This window comes from Campylobacter sp. 1569 (assembly GCF_024723675.1).
Classification (GTDB): domain Bacteria; phylum Campylobacterota; class Campylobacteria; order Campylobacterales; family Campylobacteraceae; genus Campylobacter_D; species Campylobacter_D jejuni_C.
In genome coordinates, this window is sequence record NZ_JANQDB010000007.1 from 62,119 (window position 1) to 76,263 (window position 14,145).

Sequence of the window (14,145 nt, forward strand, 5' to 3'; positions counted from 1 at the left end):
GGGGGACTTATGAGGCATTTAATTACTACAAAAGATTTTAGCAATGATGAAATCTTGACTTTATTTAAAGAAGCAAAAGAATTCTTAGATGAAAAACCGCGTACATTTTTAGAAGGAAAAAGTGTTACAACAATTTTCTTTGAAAATTCAACACGCACTCAATCAAGCTTTGAAACAGCTGCAAGAAGACTGGGTGCTAAAGTTTTAAAATTAGATGTTTCAAGAAGTAGTTCAAGCAAAGGCGAAACACTTTTTGATACCGCTACAAATTTAGATGCAATGGCGCCAAGTGCTATTGTAGTTAGACACAAAAACTCAGGTGTGCCTCATACTTTAGCAAATTATACTCATTGTCCTATAGTTAATGGAGGTGATGGTAAACACGCTCATCCTACCCAAGCCTTACTTGATCTTTTTACCATAATGGAGCATTTTGATTATAATGTGAAAGGTAAAAAAATAGCAATAGTAGGGGATATTAAAAACTCACGCGTTGCTGCTTCAAATTTAGAATTATTACCTCGTTTTGGTATAGACATTACCTTAGTAGCCCCACTTCATTTTATGCCAAATTATCCTATTAAAAAAACAAATAAACTAAAAGAAGTTATTGATGATGTTGATATCATCATGAGTCTTAGAACACAAACTGAAAGACACAATATTCCAACCTATGCATCACTTAAAGATTATGCAAATGATTTTTGTATTAGTAAAGATTTAATAAAAGATAAAAATCTCATTATCTTACATCCTGGTCCTGTGCATAGAAACATTGATATTAGCGATGAAGTAATGGCTGATAAAAGATGTAAGGTTTTAACTCAAGTTAAAAATGGTGTTGCTATTAGAATGGCTGTATTAAAAAAACTCATTTTAGAAAGCTAAAATCATGCAAAATTGGAACTTAAGTACGTTATTTAAAGATGAGCAAGAATTAAATCTTTTTTTACAAAAAACCCAAGATGAAGCTTGTGAATTTAAAAAACAATATGAAAATAATCTTCATAGTTTAAGCAATGAGCAATTTTTACAAGCTTTAAAAAACTACGAAGAATTAATCTTAAAACTTTCTCATATACTAACCTATGTGTATTTAAATTTTGCTCAAGATACTACCAAGGGTGCTTTTTATGCAAAATATGAAAATTTAAGTAAAAAAATAGAAGAAAATCTTTTATTTTTTGAACTTGAATTTTGCGAGTTAAAAGAAGAAAAAAGTAAAACTTTTATCGTATTTTGCAAAGATTATGAGTTTTATTTAAATAATCTTATCAAATACAAAAAACACAATCTTTCTAAAAAAGAAGAAAGAGTTATCTTAGCTCTATCAAGTACAGGTTCAAATGCATTTGCAAGATTATTTGATGAAACCTTTAGTGCTTTAAAATTTAATTTTGAAGGGCAAAAATTAAGCGAGGAAGAAATTCTAAGCAAGCTTTATGATAAAGATAGAAGCATTAGAAAAAAAGCTTCAAAATGCTTTAGTAAAACCTTAAAAAAACAAAACAAGCTTTTAGTATATATTTTCAATATGATTAAAAGCGAACTTGCTAGTATTTGCGAGTTAAGATCTTATGAAAACCCTGAAACCCCAAGACATATAAGAAATCAAATTTCTAAAAAAAGTGTTGATGCGCTTATTAATGCTAGTGAGAATAGCTTTGATATTGTTTCTAAATTTTACAATGCAAAGAAAAAAATTCTAGGATATAAAAAGCTAAAAGATTATGATCGTTATGCACCTATTGGAAAAGAAATGCAAGTTGATTTTGATCAAGGAAAGGATATTATTTTAAAAGCCTTTGAAAAATTTTCTAAAGATTTTTATATGATAGCAAAAGAAGCTTTTGAGAATAATTGGATCGATGTTTACCCTAAAGAATTTAAACAAAGCGGTGCTTTTTCTCACTCAAGCACACCACTAAGCCATCCTTTCATACTTTTAAACTATACCAACCAAAGACGCGATCTTTTTACCCTAGCTCATGAGCTAGGCCACACTATACATCAAAAACTTTCTTATAAAGTAAATTTTTTAAATCAAGATACACCTCTAACTACAGCAGAAACTGCTTCAGTGTTTGCAGAAATGTTGATTTTTGATTACATTAAAGAAAATTTAGACAAAGAGGAGCTTTTATCTTTATATGCGGCAAAAATCGAAGATATTTTTGCTACTCTTTATAGACAGATTAATTTTACTACTTTTGAACGCAGATTTCATGCTAAAAAAGAAGAACTAAGCTCTCAAGAACTAAGCGAAATTTGGCTTGAAGAATCAAGAAAAATGTTTCAAAATAGCGTAGTTTTAACCAAAAACTATGGCCTTTGGTATTCTTATATACCACATTTTATACACTCTCCATTTTACTGCTATGCTTATGCTTATGCACAACTTTTAGTTTTAGCACTTTATGGTCTATATAAAAGTGGCAAATGTCCTGATTTTACCTCAATTTATATCAAATTTTTAAGTAGCGGGGGAAGTAAAAGTCCAAAAGAACTTGTAGCTATGTTTGGCTTTGATATAGAAAGTGATGAATTTTGGAATATAGGCTTAGAGCAAGTTAGAATACTAGTAAATGAATTTTTAAGGCTAAGCAATGATTGATAAAATTTTAAATAATAGAAATTTTATAAGTTTAATGCAAAAAAGCATTTATGAATGCTTGCAAATTTTAATTCAAGAAGATATTGAGTTTAATATCATTGTAAATACTAAATTTGTTACACTAGAACCTCCTTTGCCACCAGAATTAGATGTAGTGAGTAAAAATCCTTATTGTCTTTTTGCACTTGGCGGTTATACTTTTAAATCTATAGTTTTAACAAATGAGCATATAGAATTTCATGCAGGTTTTGGACCTGATGATTTTGCAACCTTTGTGAAAGTAGATTTGGGAGCAATTACTCAAATTCAAGTTGAAGATAATATCATTTTTGTTAATTTTTCAAACTATTTCAAAAAGCAAAATGATCAAAAATTGAAAGAAAAATCCATGAATGCTTTTTTAAATAATCCTAACAATAAAGATTTATTTAAAAAATGAGTTTTTTTGAAGGTTTAAATGATAGCCAAAAAGAAGCTATCATGCATATTGATGGAGCTATGCTAATACTAGCAGGTGCAGGTAGTGGAAAGACTAAAACCATTACCACTAGACTTGCTTATTTAATTGATTATGTAGGTATTCCTGCGCAAAATACCCTCACGCTAACCTTTACAAATAAAGCTGCTAATGTAATGAAAACAAGAGCCTTAGCACTTTTGCAAGATCAAAATTTACACAATCCTCTTTTATGTACTTTTCATAAATTTGGCTTATTATTTTTAAGACTTTATAGCGAAAGAATTAATAGAGCAAATAATTTTGTCATTATCGATACAGATGATAAAAAGAAAATACTAAAAGATTTAGCTAGCGAAAATTTGCAAAGCTCTTTAGCAAGCATAGGTGCTTATATTTCAAATTTTAAAAATCAAAGCAAAAGCGCTCAAGAAATACGCAAAGAATTAGAATTTTTAAAAGACGAAAAAAACAAAAATTACGAAGAAATCATTCATTTATATGAACAATATGAGCATTTTTTAATCCAAAATAATTTCATGGATTTTGATGATTTACTCATGCTAACTAATAAAATTTTAGAAGATGAACAATTTGCACAAGAGCAAAGTCAAAAATATACCTATATAACAGTAGATGAGTATCAAGATACAAATGCCTTACAATATCAAATTCTAAAAAAACTTTGCACGTCTCATGAAAACATTTGCGTGGTGGGTGATGATGATCAAAGTATTTATGGTTGGCGTGGAGCTAAAATAGAAAATATCTTAAATTTCAAAGAACAATTTAACAATGTAAAATTAGTCAAATTAGAGCAAAATTATCGCTCAACTAGCGCTATTTTGCAAGCTGCAAATGAGCTTATAGAGCATAATAGAAAAAGATTAGGAAAAACTTTGATTTGTACCAAAGATGAGGGCGAAGAAATTACAATTTTACAAAATGATGATGAAAAAATTGAAAGTTTTAAGGTTGCAAGAGAAGTTTCAAAACTTTTAAACTCAGGGATTAATCCTAGTGAAATAGCCATACTTTATAGAGTAAATGCCCTATCTCGTGCTCTTGAAGAAGCTTTTAGCAAAGAAAAAATTCCTTTTAAATTACTAAGTGGAATTCGTTTTTATGAAAGAGCTGAGATTAAAGATATCATTTCTTATTTAAGATTGCTTTCAAATTTAAATGATGATTATTCTTTTAAACGCATTATCAACCGCCCTAAAAGAAACTTTGGTAATGCAAGTTTAGAAAAGCTAGAAAATTATGCTAAAGAAAATCATTTGTCTTTATTTGAAAGTCTATGTGCTTTACAAGGAAGTGGATTTTTTAGCAAAAAAACAGACAAAGAATTAGAAAAATTCATACTAAGCATACACAAAATCAAAGAAAAAGATGGTTTACTTGCAATGATTTTAGCCTTAGAAGAAGAATTTAAAATCAAAGAATTTTATAAAGATAACCCAGAAGGTGAAGATAAACTTTTAAATATAGATGAACTTTATGCTAACTTAAAAGATAAAATCACTCATGGAAATTATAATGGCTTAGATGATATTTTAAATGAAATTTCTTTACTTAATGAGCAAGATGGACTTGATAAAGAAAGTATTTGTATTATGAGTATTCATGCAAGCAAAGGACTTGAGTTTGATTATGTTTTTATCATAGGCTTAGAAGAAGGATTTTTCCCACTCACTAGTGAATCAAGTAATATAGAAGAAGAAAGAAGACTTGCTTATGTAGCAATCACTAGAGCCAAGAAAAAACTTTATTTAAGCTATGCTAATTCTAGATTTTATAAAGGAAGTCGCACAAGATTAGAAAAAAGTAGATTTTTTGGCGAGAGCAATGTAATCAAAAAAGAATTAACACTAGATCATCAAAAAAATTGCTATAAAAAAGGCGATTTAATCAAACATAAAATTTTTGGCATAGGCAGAGTCACTGGGGTAAGTAAAATAGGAGCTGAAGAAAAACTCACGATTAATTTTGGAGGCATAGAAAGAATGATAATGTCAAGTTTTGTGGAAAAAGTGATATGAATAAACTTTTTGTAGCTTACAAACCAAGCGGTATAAGTTCTAATGCTTTTTTAAGCAACCTCAAGAAAAAATATAAAAATAAAAAAGCAGGTTTTTCAGGAACACTTGATCCTTTTGCAAAAGGTGTTTTACTCATAGCCTTTGATCAATACACAAAACTTTTTCGCTTTTTTGATAAAAATCCAAAGGTTTATAAAGCAACACTTTGGCTAGGCGTACATTCACTAAGTCTTGATAATCAAAATATTAAAGAGATCAATCTTATAAATGCTTTTGATGAGCAAATTTTAGAACAAATTAAAAATGAACTTTTAGGTAAAATCACCTACACCCCACCCGCATTTTGTGCAAAAAAAATAGATGGAGTACGCTCTTATGAGCTTGCAAAAAGAGGTTTTGAAGTCAATTTAAAACCTTGTGTTATGGAAATTTTTTATACTAAAATTTTACACTATAACCACCCCTTTTTAACTATAGAAATAGCAGTTAGTGAAGGTTCTTATGTACGCTCTTATTGTGAATTATTTGCTAGAAAACTTGATATTAAAGCCACGCTAAGCTCATTAGAGCGCTTAAGCGAGGGAAAGTTTTTTTATGAGAATGAAAAAGAGTTAAATCCTTTAGCTTATTTAAATCTTAGAAAAAATACGATAAAATATCCCCAAAAATTACATAATGGACAAAAAATATTTTTGGACGATTTGGAAATTCAAGAAGAAGGTAGCTATATTTTAGAAGAAAAAGATTTTTTTTCTATCATTTCTATCCAAGATAATCAAGTGCAATATTATTTAAATAAGGTATTAAAATGTTAATTTTATCAAGAAAAGAAAATGAAAGCATAAAAATCGGAGATGATATAGAAATTAAAGTAGTTCAAACAGGCAAAGGCTATGCTAAAATAGGCATCGAAGCTCCAAAGTCTTTGATGATACTACGCAAAGAGCTTATCGAGCAAGTAAAAAGTGAAAATTTACATGCAATTAGCGATGAAACGATAAAACTTGATGATCTGAGTAAAAAGCTTAAAAAATGAAAGCTTACGCAAAAGCTAATATTTTTTTAAAAATCATCGGAATTGATTCAAGATCTTATCATTTATTGCAATCACGCTTTGTTTTAATAAAAGATATTTTTGATGAATTGAGCTTTAGTGATGAAAAAACCAAAGAAGGATTTGAAATCGCTGGAAATTTTACCCAAGATACCATTATACACAAAGCTTATAAAGAATTAGAAAATTTAGGTTTTTCTAATGAATTAAATGAATTTTTTAAAGACAAAAGTTTAAAACTTATCAAAAACATTCCCGTAGGTGGAGGTCTTGGTGGAAGCAGCACTGATGCGGTTGCATTTTTATTAATGATTAATGAAGCCTTAAATTTAAAACTCAACCAGCAACAACTTGAACAAATCTGTCAAAAACTCGGTTCTGATTTAATCTTTTTTTTAAGCGGATATGATAGTGCAAATGTTAGTGGGTGTGGCGAGATTGTAGAATATTTTGAAGATGATTTTACCCAACTTGATTTTACTTTTCCAGCTATTGAATGCTCAAGTGCAAAAGTATACAAAGCATTTGATGAAAACTCATATGATTTAACAGCGAATTTAAATTTAGCCAAAACACTTAAAACACTCAAAACAAATGAAATTTTAGAGTATAAAAATACTGATTTAAACGACTTATTTGCTCCTTGTGTAAAAATTTATCCTAAAATGCAAACTTTTCTTAATGAGGCTTATTTTTTAAGTGGAAGTGGAAGTGGAGTTTTTAAGGCCAAATGATGAAAAAAACTATAGTAAAAAACAAAAAAGCTTTTTTTGATTATGAAATTTTGGAAAAATTTGAAGCAGGTATTGTTTTAAAAGGTTCTGAAGTGGTAGCATTAAGGGCTAGTAGAGCAAATTTGAAAGATTCTTTTGTGCGTATTATCAAAGGTGAAATTTTTTTACTTAATGCTCATATTTCTCATCTTAGCACCACTCATTCATTTTACAAACATGATGAAAAAGGTGCGCGAAAACTTTTAATGCATAAAAAGCAAATCGATAGGCTTTTTGGTAAAATTAGCACCCAAGGTTTTACTATAGTGCCATTAGAACTTTATTTTAATGAAAAAAATAAAGCAAAAGTCTTAATAGCCTTAGCCAAAGGAAAAAACTTACACGATAAAAGAGAAAGCTTAAAGAAAAAACAAGCAGATCTTGAGGCAAGAGCTGCTATGAAAAATCATTATTAAAAAAAGGATTTTGATGAAAAAATTTGCTTATTTATTTTTTACATTTGCTTTTGCATTTTTAATAAATGCTTGCTCAAGCGAAGAAAAAATCGAAAACGAATTTGCATTTGCTGAGTATAAAATGGGTGATGAAATTCTTTTAAAAAGTGTTAATGGTGGTGAAAAAACCTTAGTAAGAATACAAAATGGTTTTGTGGTAAAAGGCGAAGAGAATAAAATTTTAATGTTTGATTTTTTTGGAACCTTTTGCACACCTTGTCAAGAAGAAGCCACTCATCTAACAAGATTGTGGCAAAAAAATGCTGACAATTTTATCATCATAGGGCTAAGTCATTTTGAAAATGTTAGCGATCAAGCTGTAAAAGATTTTGCCATTAAATATGGGGCTTATTATTTCTTAAGCAATTCTAAAGAAAATGATAGAATTGTTGCACAAGCATTAAAAGATATTAACTATCAAAGTATGGAACAACTTCCTTTTAAAGTAGTTTTAAAAGATGGTGTTTATCAAGATTTAACAGACTTTTGGAATAAAAACTCAAAAAGTTATGTGAAATATTATCTTGGGAAAGTTTCTACTGAAATTATGCAAGAAGATATTACTAGGATATTAAATGGGTCTAAAAAGTGAAATTTTAGAACAACAAAAACTGGCAGAACCTAAAATGTTTAAGGTTTTGCTTTTAAATGATGATGTTACCACTATGGATTTTGTAATTGAAATTTTAATGAATATTTTTCATCATGATTTTGAAAAAGCAAGTGCGATCATGCTTGAAATTCATCATCAAGGAAGTGGAGTTTGTGGTATATACACAGAAGAGATTGCACTTAGTAAAAAACAGCAAGTTGACACAGCAGCAAAAAACAATGATTTTCCACTCCAAACAAGGATAGAAGAACAATGAAATATAAAGAATTAATCGATTCGTTTATACCAAATGCAAGACATTTAAGCTTTATCAATCATCATGAATTTATCACTTGTGAGCATTTGCTTTTTGCTTTAGTTAAGCTTAGTAATGATTTTAAAAATTTACTTGAAGAAATCGGAGATGGTGATTTACAAAGCTTTGAAAATGAATTAAAAAATTATCTAGCTAAAAATAATGAAATTTTAAAAAAAGAAATAGAACCTATTTTTTCTGTGATCTTGGAAAATATATTGCACAAGCTAAATGCAAAAAACCAAACAAGTGTGATTGATTTTATCATCGCACTTTGCAAAGAAGAAAAAGCTTATTCTTATAATATTTTAAAAAAACATTTAATAGAAGAAGAAAAAATAAAAGATTTGTTACAAAATGCTGAATTTGAAAATTTAAAAACCCACACCATAGAGCTAGTTGAACTTGCAAAAAAAGGTAAGATAGATCCTGTTATAGGTAGAAAATTTGAACTTGAAAGAATGATGCAAATTCTAAGCCGTCGTAAGAAAAACAACCCTATTTTAGTGGGTGAGCCAGGTGTTGGTAAAAGTGCTGTTATAGATGGGCTAGCACTAGCTATAGCTGAAGAAAAAGTGCCAAAACACTTAAAAAACTCAAAAATTTATAGTCTTGATATGGCGAGCTTGCTTTCAGGGACAAAATACAGAGGTGATTTTGAAAAAAGACTAAAAGATATCATTAAAGAATTAGAAAATATCCCTAATGCTATTTTATTTATAGATGAAATTCACACCATAGTAGGAACTGGCGCAAGCAATGAAAGTCATGCAGATATGTCAAATTTATTAAAACCTGCATTAAGCAATGGCAATATAAAATGTATAGGAGCAACTACTTTTATAGAATACAAAAATACCTTTGACAAAAACAAAGCTCTAAGTAGAAGATTTGCAAAAATTGACATAGATGAACCAAGTGAAGAAGAATGTTTTTTGATTTTACAAGGCTTAAAAAGCAAATACGAAAATTTTCATAAAATCAAAATCAGTGATGAAATTTTACAAACAAGTATAAAACTAGCAAAACAATTTTTACATGATAAATTTTTACCCGATAGTGCGATTGATTTAATCGATGAACTTGGTGCAAGCTTTGCTTTAGAAGATAAAAAAAGTAAAAAAATAGTAAAAGTAAAAGACTTAGAAAATACTTTAGCAAGAATGACACATTCTCATAAAATTTATGAAAGTGATCAAGGTAAAATTCTTAAGAACTTAGAGCATGATTTAAAACAAAACATCTTTGGACAAGATGAAGCTATTAAAGCTTTATGTTCTATTTTAAAACAAAGCTATGCAGGATTAAAAGGTAAAAATACCCCAAAAGGTGTGTTTTTATTTACCGGATCAAGCGGGGTTGGTAAAACCGAACTTGCCAAAAATTTAGCACAAATTTTAAATCTTAATCTTGAAAGATTTGACATGAGTGAATACTCACAAAAACATGATGTGAGCAAACTCATAGGAACTTCAGCAGGTTATGTGGGCTATGAAGATGGTGGCTTGCTTAGCAATAGCATTAGAAAAAATCCTTTTAGCGTGGTCTTATTTGATGAGATAGAAAAAGCTCATCCTGATTTAACTAATACCTTTTTACAAATTTTTGATAATGCAAGTTTAACAGATAATAGTGGATTAAAAGCTGATTTTAAAAACACCATTATCATTATGACTTCAAATTTAGGTCTCAAAGAAAATAATGAGCTTGGTTTCTTAAGCAGTGATAAAGAAAAAAGTAATAAAGCCATAAAAGATTTTTTTGCGCCTGAATTTATCAACCGTATAGATAAAATCATTCATTTTAATGACTTAAATCAAGAAATTTTAGAACAAATTGTTCAAAAAGAACTAGACTTAATGGCTAAAAATTTAAATAACATCACCATAGAAGCTGATAAAAAAGTAAAAGAATTTCTTGCTAAAAAAACTAATAATAAGGAATTTGGAGTAAGATTATTAAAACGCATTATTGCTGAAGAATTAGGAGAGAGATTAAGTGATGAAATTTTATTTGGAAAATTAAAAAATGGTGGCAAATTAAAACTAAAACTTTCCAAAAATGAAAAAATCGAATTTGTATTCTAAGCTTTTAAAAAGCCCTGATGATACGCCTGTTTTTATTAGTGAAAAACTAGAAGTAGACTTTATACCTCATGCTTATAGTCTAGGGCTTTTTCCATGGACTAGCAATCCTGTTACCTGGTGGTGTCCTTCTCCTAGAATGGTGCTTTTACCTGATGAAGTGCATATACAAAAAAGTATAAAAAAAGCTTTAAAAACTTATGAAATAAGACTTGATTTTGATTTTAACTCGCTTATAAGTCATTGTGCAAAAAGAAAAAAAACTTGGATAAGTCAAGAATTTATACAAGTTTACACAAAGCTTTTTGAGCAAAATTTAGCTCATAGTGTTGAAGTTTATGAAAATGATGTTTTAATCGGCGGTTTATACGGACTTATCATAGGCAAAATATTTTTTGGTGAAAGCATGATAAGTCTTAAAAAAGATACCTCAAAAGTAGCTCTAATAAGACTTTGTGAGCTTTTAAAGCCATATGATTTTTTAATAGATTGTCAGGTGCCTAATGAGCATTTAAAATTTATGGGCGCTAAAGAAATGACAAAAAAAGATTTTTTAAAAACACTAGAAAAAAAAGTTTCGCTTGAAAGCGGCTTTAAAAATTTCAAAAATTTACTATAAAAAGATATAATTATAGATAAACAAAATTGCATAAATATTTTGGAATGATTTTTGCTTTTAGTCTATAAAAGCTTTATTTTAAAGGAAAAATTATGATAAGCCCTTTTAAATCAAAAGAACTTATTGTTGATGCTTTAGCAGGAAGAAACCTAAGAAGTCAAATGATTAATTCTAACCTTGCGAATGTTGATACTCCTTTTTATAAAGCAAGAGATATAGAATTTGAAACTGCTTTAGTTAATAGAGCAAATGAAATTTTTAAAAAGAAAGATACCAAAGAGCTTGAATTAGCAAGTACAAATGCAAATCATCAAAAACCTTGGAAATTTCCAGATCCTAATAAATCAACTATTTATTTAAGAGATGGACATTTAGCAAGAAATGATGCAAATACAGTAGATCTTGATGTAGAAACTACTGAAATGAGTAAAAATACTATGATGATTACTGCTTTAGATGGTGTTTTAAGAAGACAAAGTAATATTTTTTCAACCATCATAGATACAAGCTCTAAATTAGGCTAGGAGAAAAATAATGGCTTATTTAAGTGATTTTGATATTAGCGGATACGGACTTAGTGCGCAGCGCTTTAGAATGAATGTAATTAGCTCAAACATAGCTAATGCAAACACTACTAGAACAGCAGAAGGCGGTCCATATAGAAGAAGAGAAGTGATTTTTAAAGCGACTGATTTTAATGAATTACTAAATAAACAAATAGCCAAGGATAATAATTTTTTAGAATATGAAAATCCTTTAAACGACCCAGCTTCACAAAAAGATGCAAAACCTGCTATAATGAGTGTAGTGGTTGATAAAGTTGTAAGAGATGATAAAGATTTTCGTATGAAATTTGATCCATCTCATCCAGATGCAAACGAACAAGGCTATGTTGCTTTTCCAAATATAAACCCAGTAATTGAAATGGCCGATTTAATAGAAGCAACAAGAGCTTACCAAGCAAACGTAAGTGCTTTTACAAGCACTAAAACTATAGCACAAAGTGCGATAGATTTATTAAGAGGTTAATAAATGAACACTATTAATAGTATAAATCAATTTAACAATGTTAACAATAAAAACAACAATAGCAACACAAATAACATAGGTGATGAATTTTCAAGCTTATTAAAAAATTCTATTAACAACCTTAATAAAACCCAAGAAACAGCTGAAGCTGCTATGGTAGATATTGCAACAGGTGAAGTAAAAGACTTACACCAAGCAGCAATTGCGATTAGCAAAGCTGAATCAAGTATGAAATTTATGCTTGAAGTTAGAAATAAGGCTATAAACGCATATAAAGAAATTTCAAGAACTCAAATTTAATATATGCTTTCAAATACCATTAGAAATAGAGTTTCAAAGGTAGTTTTTGCTTTTTGTATGGCTCTGTTTTGTATGGCTCTGTTTTTACTTTCTACTTTTTTTCTTACTTCAAAACGTCATATACCAAATACTCAAAAAGAGCAATATTTTTCTGCTCTTAGAGGTAATATTATTACAAGTGATAATTTTACCATTGCTTCAAGTAGACAAATCTATAGAGCTGAAATAGATTTAAGAAGTTTAAATCCCGATAAAAAAGAATTGTTTTTAACCCTTTTTCAAATTTATAGTGGCATTAATAATGAACAAATGCAAGATATTAAAAAAAGAATGCTTGCAAAGAAAAAAAGAGGTTATAGTTTTATTTTACTTCAAAATATCAACTCAAAAGACGCAAGTTATCTTAAGGAATTATCTAAAAAACTTTACACTCAAGGCTTTTTCAGATCTTTTACAAATAGCAATGGTAGAGTTGAAACAAGAGGACTTGATATTATAGAACACAAAGAAGATCGTGTGTATATGTCAAAAGATTCACTTACTCCAGTCATAGGCTATACAAGAACTTATATAGATAAACAAAGCGAGATTTTTAAAAATATCGGCATAAAAGGCATAGAAAAATACTACGATGAATGCTTAAATCCTTTGCAAGATGCTAAAATTCAAGGTCTAAGAGATATAGGTGGTAATATTATTTTAAATTCACACTCCTATGAGCAGCGTAAAATAGATGGTTGCAACCTCTACTTAAATATTTCATTAAAACTTCAAAAGGGCCTAGAAAAAGCAATTGATAAAAGAAATGAAGATCTAAAAGCTAATGAAATTATCGTCGCTATCATGGAAAGTAAAAGTGGGAAAATTTTAGCTCTTGCTAGCTCAAGAAGATATGATCCTCAAAATCGTGGAAAAGATCTTTCTGTGCTTAATGCAAGTGCGATAGAATATGGCTATGAAGCGGGATCTGTTATAAAACCCTTTATATTTACTACTGCTTTAATGCTTGACAAGATTAAGGTTAATGAAGTTGTTGATACCCAAGGTGGTCAATATAAATTGGGTCGTTTTACTATACGTGATGACCACAAAAAAAACAAAATGAGCATGGAAGAAGTTATAACGTATTCTTCAAATGTTGGTATGATTAAAATTGCTCAAAGACTAAGCAACCTTGAAATTATATCAGGGCTTAGAATTTTTCGTTTTGGAGAAAAAAGCGGTATTGATCTTCCTTATGAACAAAAAGGGGAAATACCAAATCCTAAAAAATTAAGAGATGTTGAAAAATCTGTTTTAAGCTATGGTTATGGTTTAAAAACAACCTTTATTCAACTTTTAGCTGCTTATAATGTATTTAATAATGACGGAATTTATATCGCTCCGCAAATTGCAAATAAAATTTATCAAGATGGACGTTTAATAAAACTTGATGATGAAGTTAAAAAAGAAAAGATACTTTCAAGTAAAGCTGCCAAAGAAATGCAACAAATTTTAATCAATGTTATAGAAAAAGGAACAGGTAAAAAAGCACAAACTCAAGGTATTACTATAGGTGGTAAAACGGGTACAGCTAGAATTGCTGAAAGAAAAGGTTATACTTCAAATCGCTACAATGCTTCATTTTTTGGTTTTGCAAATGATGAGAAAAACAATTACACTATAGGAGTTTTAGTAAGAAATCCTACCAAAGCTTATAGTTATTATGCTGCACAAAGTGCTTTACCTATGTTTAAAGATACGGTAAATCTTATGATAAAAGAAAGCTATTTAAAACCAAATCAATAGGAGATTAATTAATGGAAATTAA

16 protein-coding genes are annotated in these 14,145 nt (G+C 29.0%); all 16 read left to right on the forward strand.

Going from position 1 to position 14,145, the window contains the following annotated elements:
• The first annotated feature begins 9 nt into the window (after positions 1-9).
• The 16 genes from CAMP5060_RS04940 to CAMP5060_RS05015 all read left to right on the forward strand — a co-directional run bounded on the left by CAMP5060_RS04940 (position 10) and on the right by CAMP5060_RS05015 (position 14,123).
• Positions 10-888, forward strand: coding sequence for an aspartate carbamoyltransferase catalytic subunit (locus CAMP5060_RS04940; RefSeq protein ID WP_337218002.1), 879 nt, complete (start codon positions 10-12; stop codon positions 886-888).
• 4 nt (positions 889-892) lie between these two features.
• Positions 893-2,614 carry a M3 family oligoendopeptidase gene (locus tag CAMP5060_RS04945; protein ID WP_214100575.1) on the forward strand — a complete coding sequence of 574 codons (1,722 nt, stop codon included), beginning with the start codon at positions 893-895 and terminating at the stop codon, positions 2,612-2,614.
• Positions 2,607-3,053 carry a hypothetical protein gene (locus tag CAMP5060_RS04950; protein WP_087700757.1) on the forward strand — a complete coding sequence of 149 codons (447 nt, stop codon included), beginning with the start codon at positions 2,607-2,609 and terminating at the stop codon, positions 3,051-3,053. The genes CAMP5060_RS04945 and CAMP5060_RS04950 overlap by 8 nt, the downstream gene beginning before the upstream one ends.
• On the forward strand, positions 3,050-5,113 hold the full coding sequence (locus tag CAMP5060_RS04955; protein ID WP_214100574.1) for an ATP-dependent helicase: 2,064 nt from the start codon (positions 3,050-3,052) through the stop codon (positions 5,111-5,113). The genes CAMP5060_RS04950 and CAMP5060_RS04955 overlap by 4 nt, the downstream gene beginning before the upstream one ends.
• Positions 5,110-5,928, forward strand: coding sequence for a tRNA pseudouridine(55) synthase TruB (gene truB, locus CAMP5060_RS04960; protein ID WP_261529647.1), 819 nt, complete (start codon positions 5,110-5,112; stop codon positions 5,926-5,928). The genes CAMP5060_RS04955 and truB overlap by 4 nt, the downstream gene beginning before the upstream one ends.
• Positions 5,922-6,149 carry a carbon storage regulator CsrA gene (gene csrA / locus CAMP5060_RS04965; protein WP_012661763.1) on the forward strand — a complete coding sequence of 76 codons (228 nt, stop codon included), beginning with the start codon at positions 5,922-5,924 and terminating at the stop codon, positions 6,147-6,149. The genes truB and csrA overlap by 7 nt, the downstream gene beginning before the upstream one ends.
• Positions 6,146-6,901: a 4-(cytidine 5'-diphospho)-2-C-methyl-D-erythritol kinase gene (locus tag CAMP5060_RS04970; protein ID WP_337218003.1), complete on the forward strand. Its 756-nt coding sequence runs from the start codon at positions 6,146-6,148 to the stop codon at positions 6,899-6,901. The genes csrA and CAMP5060_RS04970 overlap by 4 nt, the downstream gene beginning before the upstream one ends.
• Positions 6,901-7,356, forward strand: a complete 456-nt coding sequence (gene smpB / locus CAMP5060_RS04975) for an SsrA-binding protein SmpB (protein ID WP_039668585.1) — start codon at positions 6,901-6,903, stop codon at positions 7,354-7,356. Before CAMP5060_RS04970 ends, smpB begins: the two co-directional genes overlap by 1 nt.
• Positions 7,357-7,369: 13 nt before the next feature.
• Positions 7,370-7,987 (forward strand): TlpA family protein disulfide reductase, encoded by a 618-nt coding sequence (locus CAMP5060_RS04980; protein WP_337218004.1) that lies wholly within the window; start codon positions 7,370-7,372, stop codon positions 7,985-7,987.
• On the forward strand, positions 7,971-8,264 hold the full coding sequence (locus tag CAMP5060_RS04985) for an ATP-dependent Clp protease adaptor ClpS (RefSeq protein WP_039626581.1): 294 nt from the start codon (positions 7,971-7,973) through the stop codon (positions 8,262-8,264). The genes CAMP5060_RS04980 and CAMP5060_RS04985 overlap by 17 nt, the downstream gene beginning before the upstream one ends.
• Positions 8,261-10,390 (forward strand): AAA family ATPase, encoded by a 2,130-nt coding sequence (locus CAMP5060_RS04990; protein ID WP_337218005.1) that lies wholly within the window; start codon positions 8,261-8,263, stop codon positions 10,388-10,390. The genes CAMP5060_RS04985 and CAMP5060_RS04990 overlap by 4 nt, the downstream gene beginning before the upstream one ends.
• Complete coding sequence (gene aat / locus CAMP5060_RS04995) at positions 10,365-11,006, forward strand: leucyl/phenylalanyl-tRNA--protein transferase (protein WP_214100568.1); 642 nt, start codon at positions 10,365-10,367, stop codon at positions 11,004-11,006. The genes CAMP5060_RS04990 and aat overlap by 26 nt, the downstream gene beginning before the upstream one ends.
• 92 nt (positions 11,007-11,098) lie before the next feature.
• Positions 11,099-11,530 carry a flagellar basal body rod protein FlgB gene (flgB, locus tag CAMP5060_RS05000; protein WP_039618716.1) on the forward strand — a complete coding sequence of 144 codons (432 nt, stop codon included), beginning with the start codon at positions 11,099-11,101 and terminating at the stop codon, positions 11,528-11,530.
• A 10-nt stretch (positions 11,531-11,540) separates the two neighbouring features.
• Entirely contained in the window at positions 11,541-12,035 is a 495-nt protein-coding gene (gene flgC / locus CAMP5060_RS05005; RefSeq protein WP_039618718.1) for a flagellar basal body rod protein FlgC, read from the forward strand.
• A gap of 3 nt (positions 12,036-12,038) precedes the next feature.
• Positions 12,039-12,335 carry a flagellar hook-basal body complex protein FliE gene (fliE, locus tag CAMP5060_RS05010; RefSeq protein ID WP_087700749.1) on the forward strand — a complete coding sequence of 99 codons (297 nt, stop codon included), beginning with the start codon at positions 12,039-12,041 and terminating at the stop codon, positions 12,333-12,335.
• A 3-nt stretch (positions 12,336-12,338) separates the two neighbouring features.
• On the forward strand, positions 12,339-14,123 hold the full coding sequence (locus tag CAMP5060_RS05015) for a peptidoglycan D,D-transpeptidase FtsI family protein (RefSeq protein ID WP_214125420.1): 1,785 nt from the start codon (positions 12,339-12,341) through the stop codon (positions 14,121-14,123).
• The last annotated feature ends 22 nt before the right edge of the window (positions 14,124-14,145 follow it).

Excerpts from the sequence above, each read along its gene's own strand:
- CAMP5060_RS04940 (WP_337218002.1), top strand. The coding sequence starts at position 10 with ATGAGGCATTTAATTACTACAAAAGATTTTAGCAATGATGAAATCTTG.
- CAMP5060_RS04945 (WP_214100575.1), top strand. The coding sequence starts at position 893 with ATGCAAAATTGGAACTTAAGTACGTTATTTAAAGATGAGCAAGAATTA.
- CAMP5060_RS04950 (WP_087700757.1), top strand. The coding sequence starts at position 2,607 with ATGATTGATAAAATTTTAAATAATAGAAATTTTATAAGTTTAATGCAA.
- CAMP5060_RS04955 (WP_214100574.1), top strand. The coding sequence starts at position 3,050 with ATGAGTTTTTTTGAAGGTTTAAATGATAGCCAAAAAGAAGCTATCATG.
- truB (WP_261529647.1), top strand. The coding sequence starts at position 5,110 with ATGAATAAACTTTTTGTAGCTTACAAACCAAGCGGTATAAGTTCTAAT.
- csrA (WP_012661763.1), top strand. The coding sequence starts at position 5,922 with ATGTTAATTTTATCAAGAAAAGAAAATGAAAGCATAAAAATCGGAGAT.
- CAMP5060_RS04970 (WP_337218003.1), top strand. The coding sequence starts at position 6,146 with ATGAAAGCTTACGCAAAAGCTAATATTTTTTTAAAAATCATCGGAATT.
- smpB (WP_039668585.1), top strand. The coding sequence starts at position 6,901 with ATGAAAAAAACTATAGTAAAAAACAAAAAAGCTTTTTTTGATTATGAA.
- CAMP5060_RS04980 (WP_337218004.1), top strand. The coding sequence starts at position 7,370 with ATGAAAAAATTTGCTTATTTATTTTTTACATTTGCTTTTGCATTTTTA.
- CAMP5060_RS04985 (WP_039626581.1), top strand. The coding sequence starts at position 7,971 with ATGGGTCTAAAAAGTGAAATTTTAGAACAACAAAAACTGGCAGAACCT.
- CAMP5060_RS04990 (WP_337218005.1), top strand. The coding sequence starts at position 8,261 with ATGAAATATAAAGAATTAATCGATTCGTTTATACCAAATGCAAGACAT.
- aat (WP_214100568.1), top strand. The coding sequence starts at position 10,365 with ATGAAAAAATCGAATTTGTATTCTAAGCTTTTAAAAAGCCCTGATGAT.
- flgB (WP_039618716.1), top strand. The coding sequence starts at position 11,099 with ATGATAAGCCCTTTTAAATCAAAAGAACTTATTGTTGATGCTTTAGCA.
- flgC (WP_039618718.1), top strand. The coding sequence starts at position 11,541 with ATGGCTTATTTAAGTGATTTTGATATTAGCGGATACGGACTTAGTGCG.
- fliE (WP_087700749.1), top strand. The coding sequence starts at position 12,039 with ATGAACACTATTAATAGTATAAATCAATTTAACAATGTTAACAATAAA.
- CAMP5060_RS05015 (WP_214125420.1), top strand. The coding sequence starts at position 12,339 with ATGCTTTCAAATACCATTAGAAATAGAGTTTCAAAGGTAGTTTTTGCT.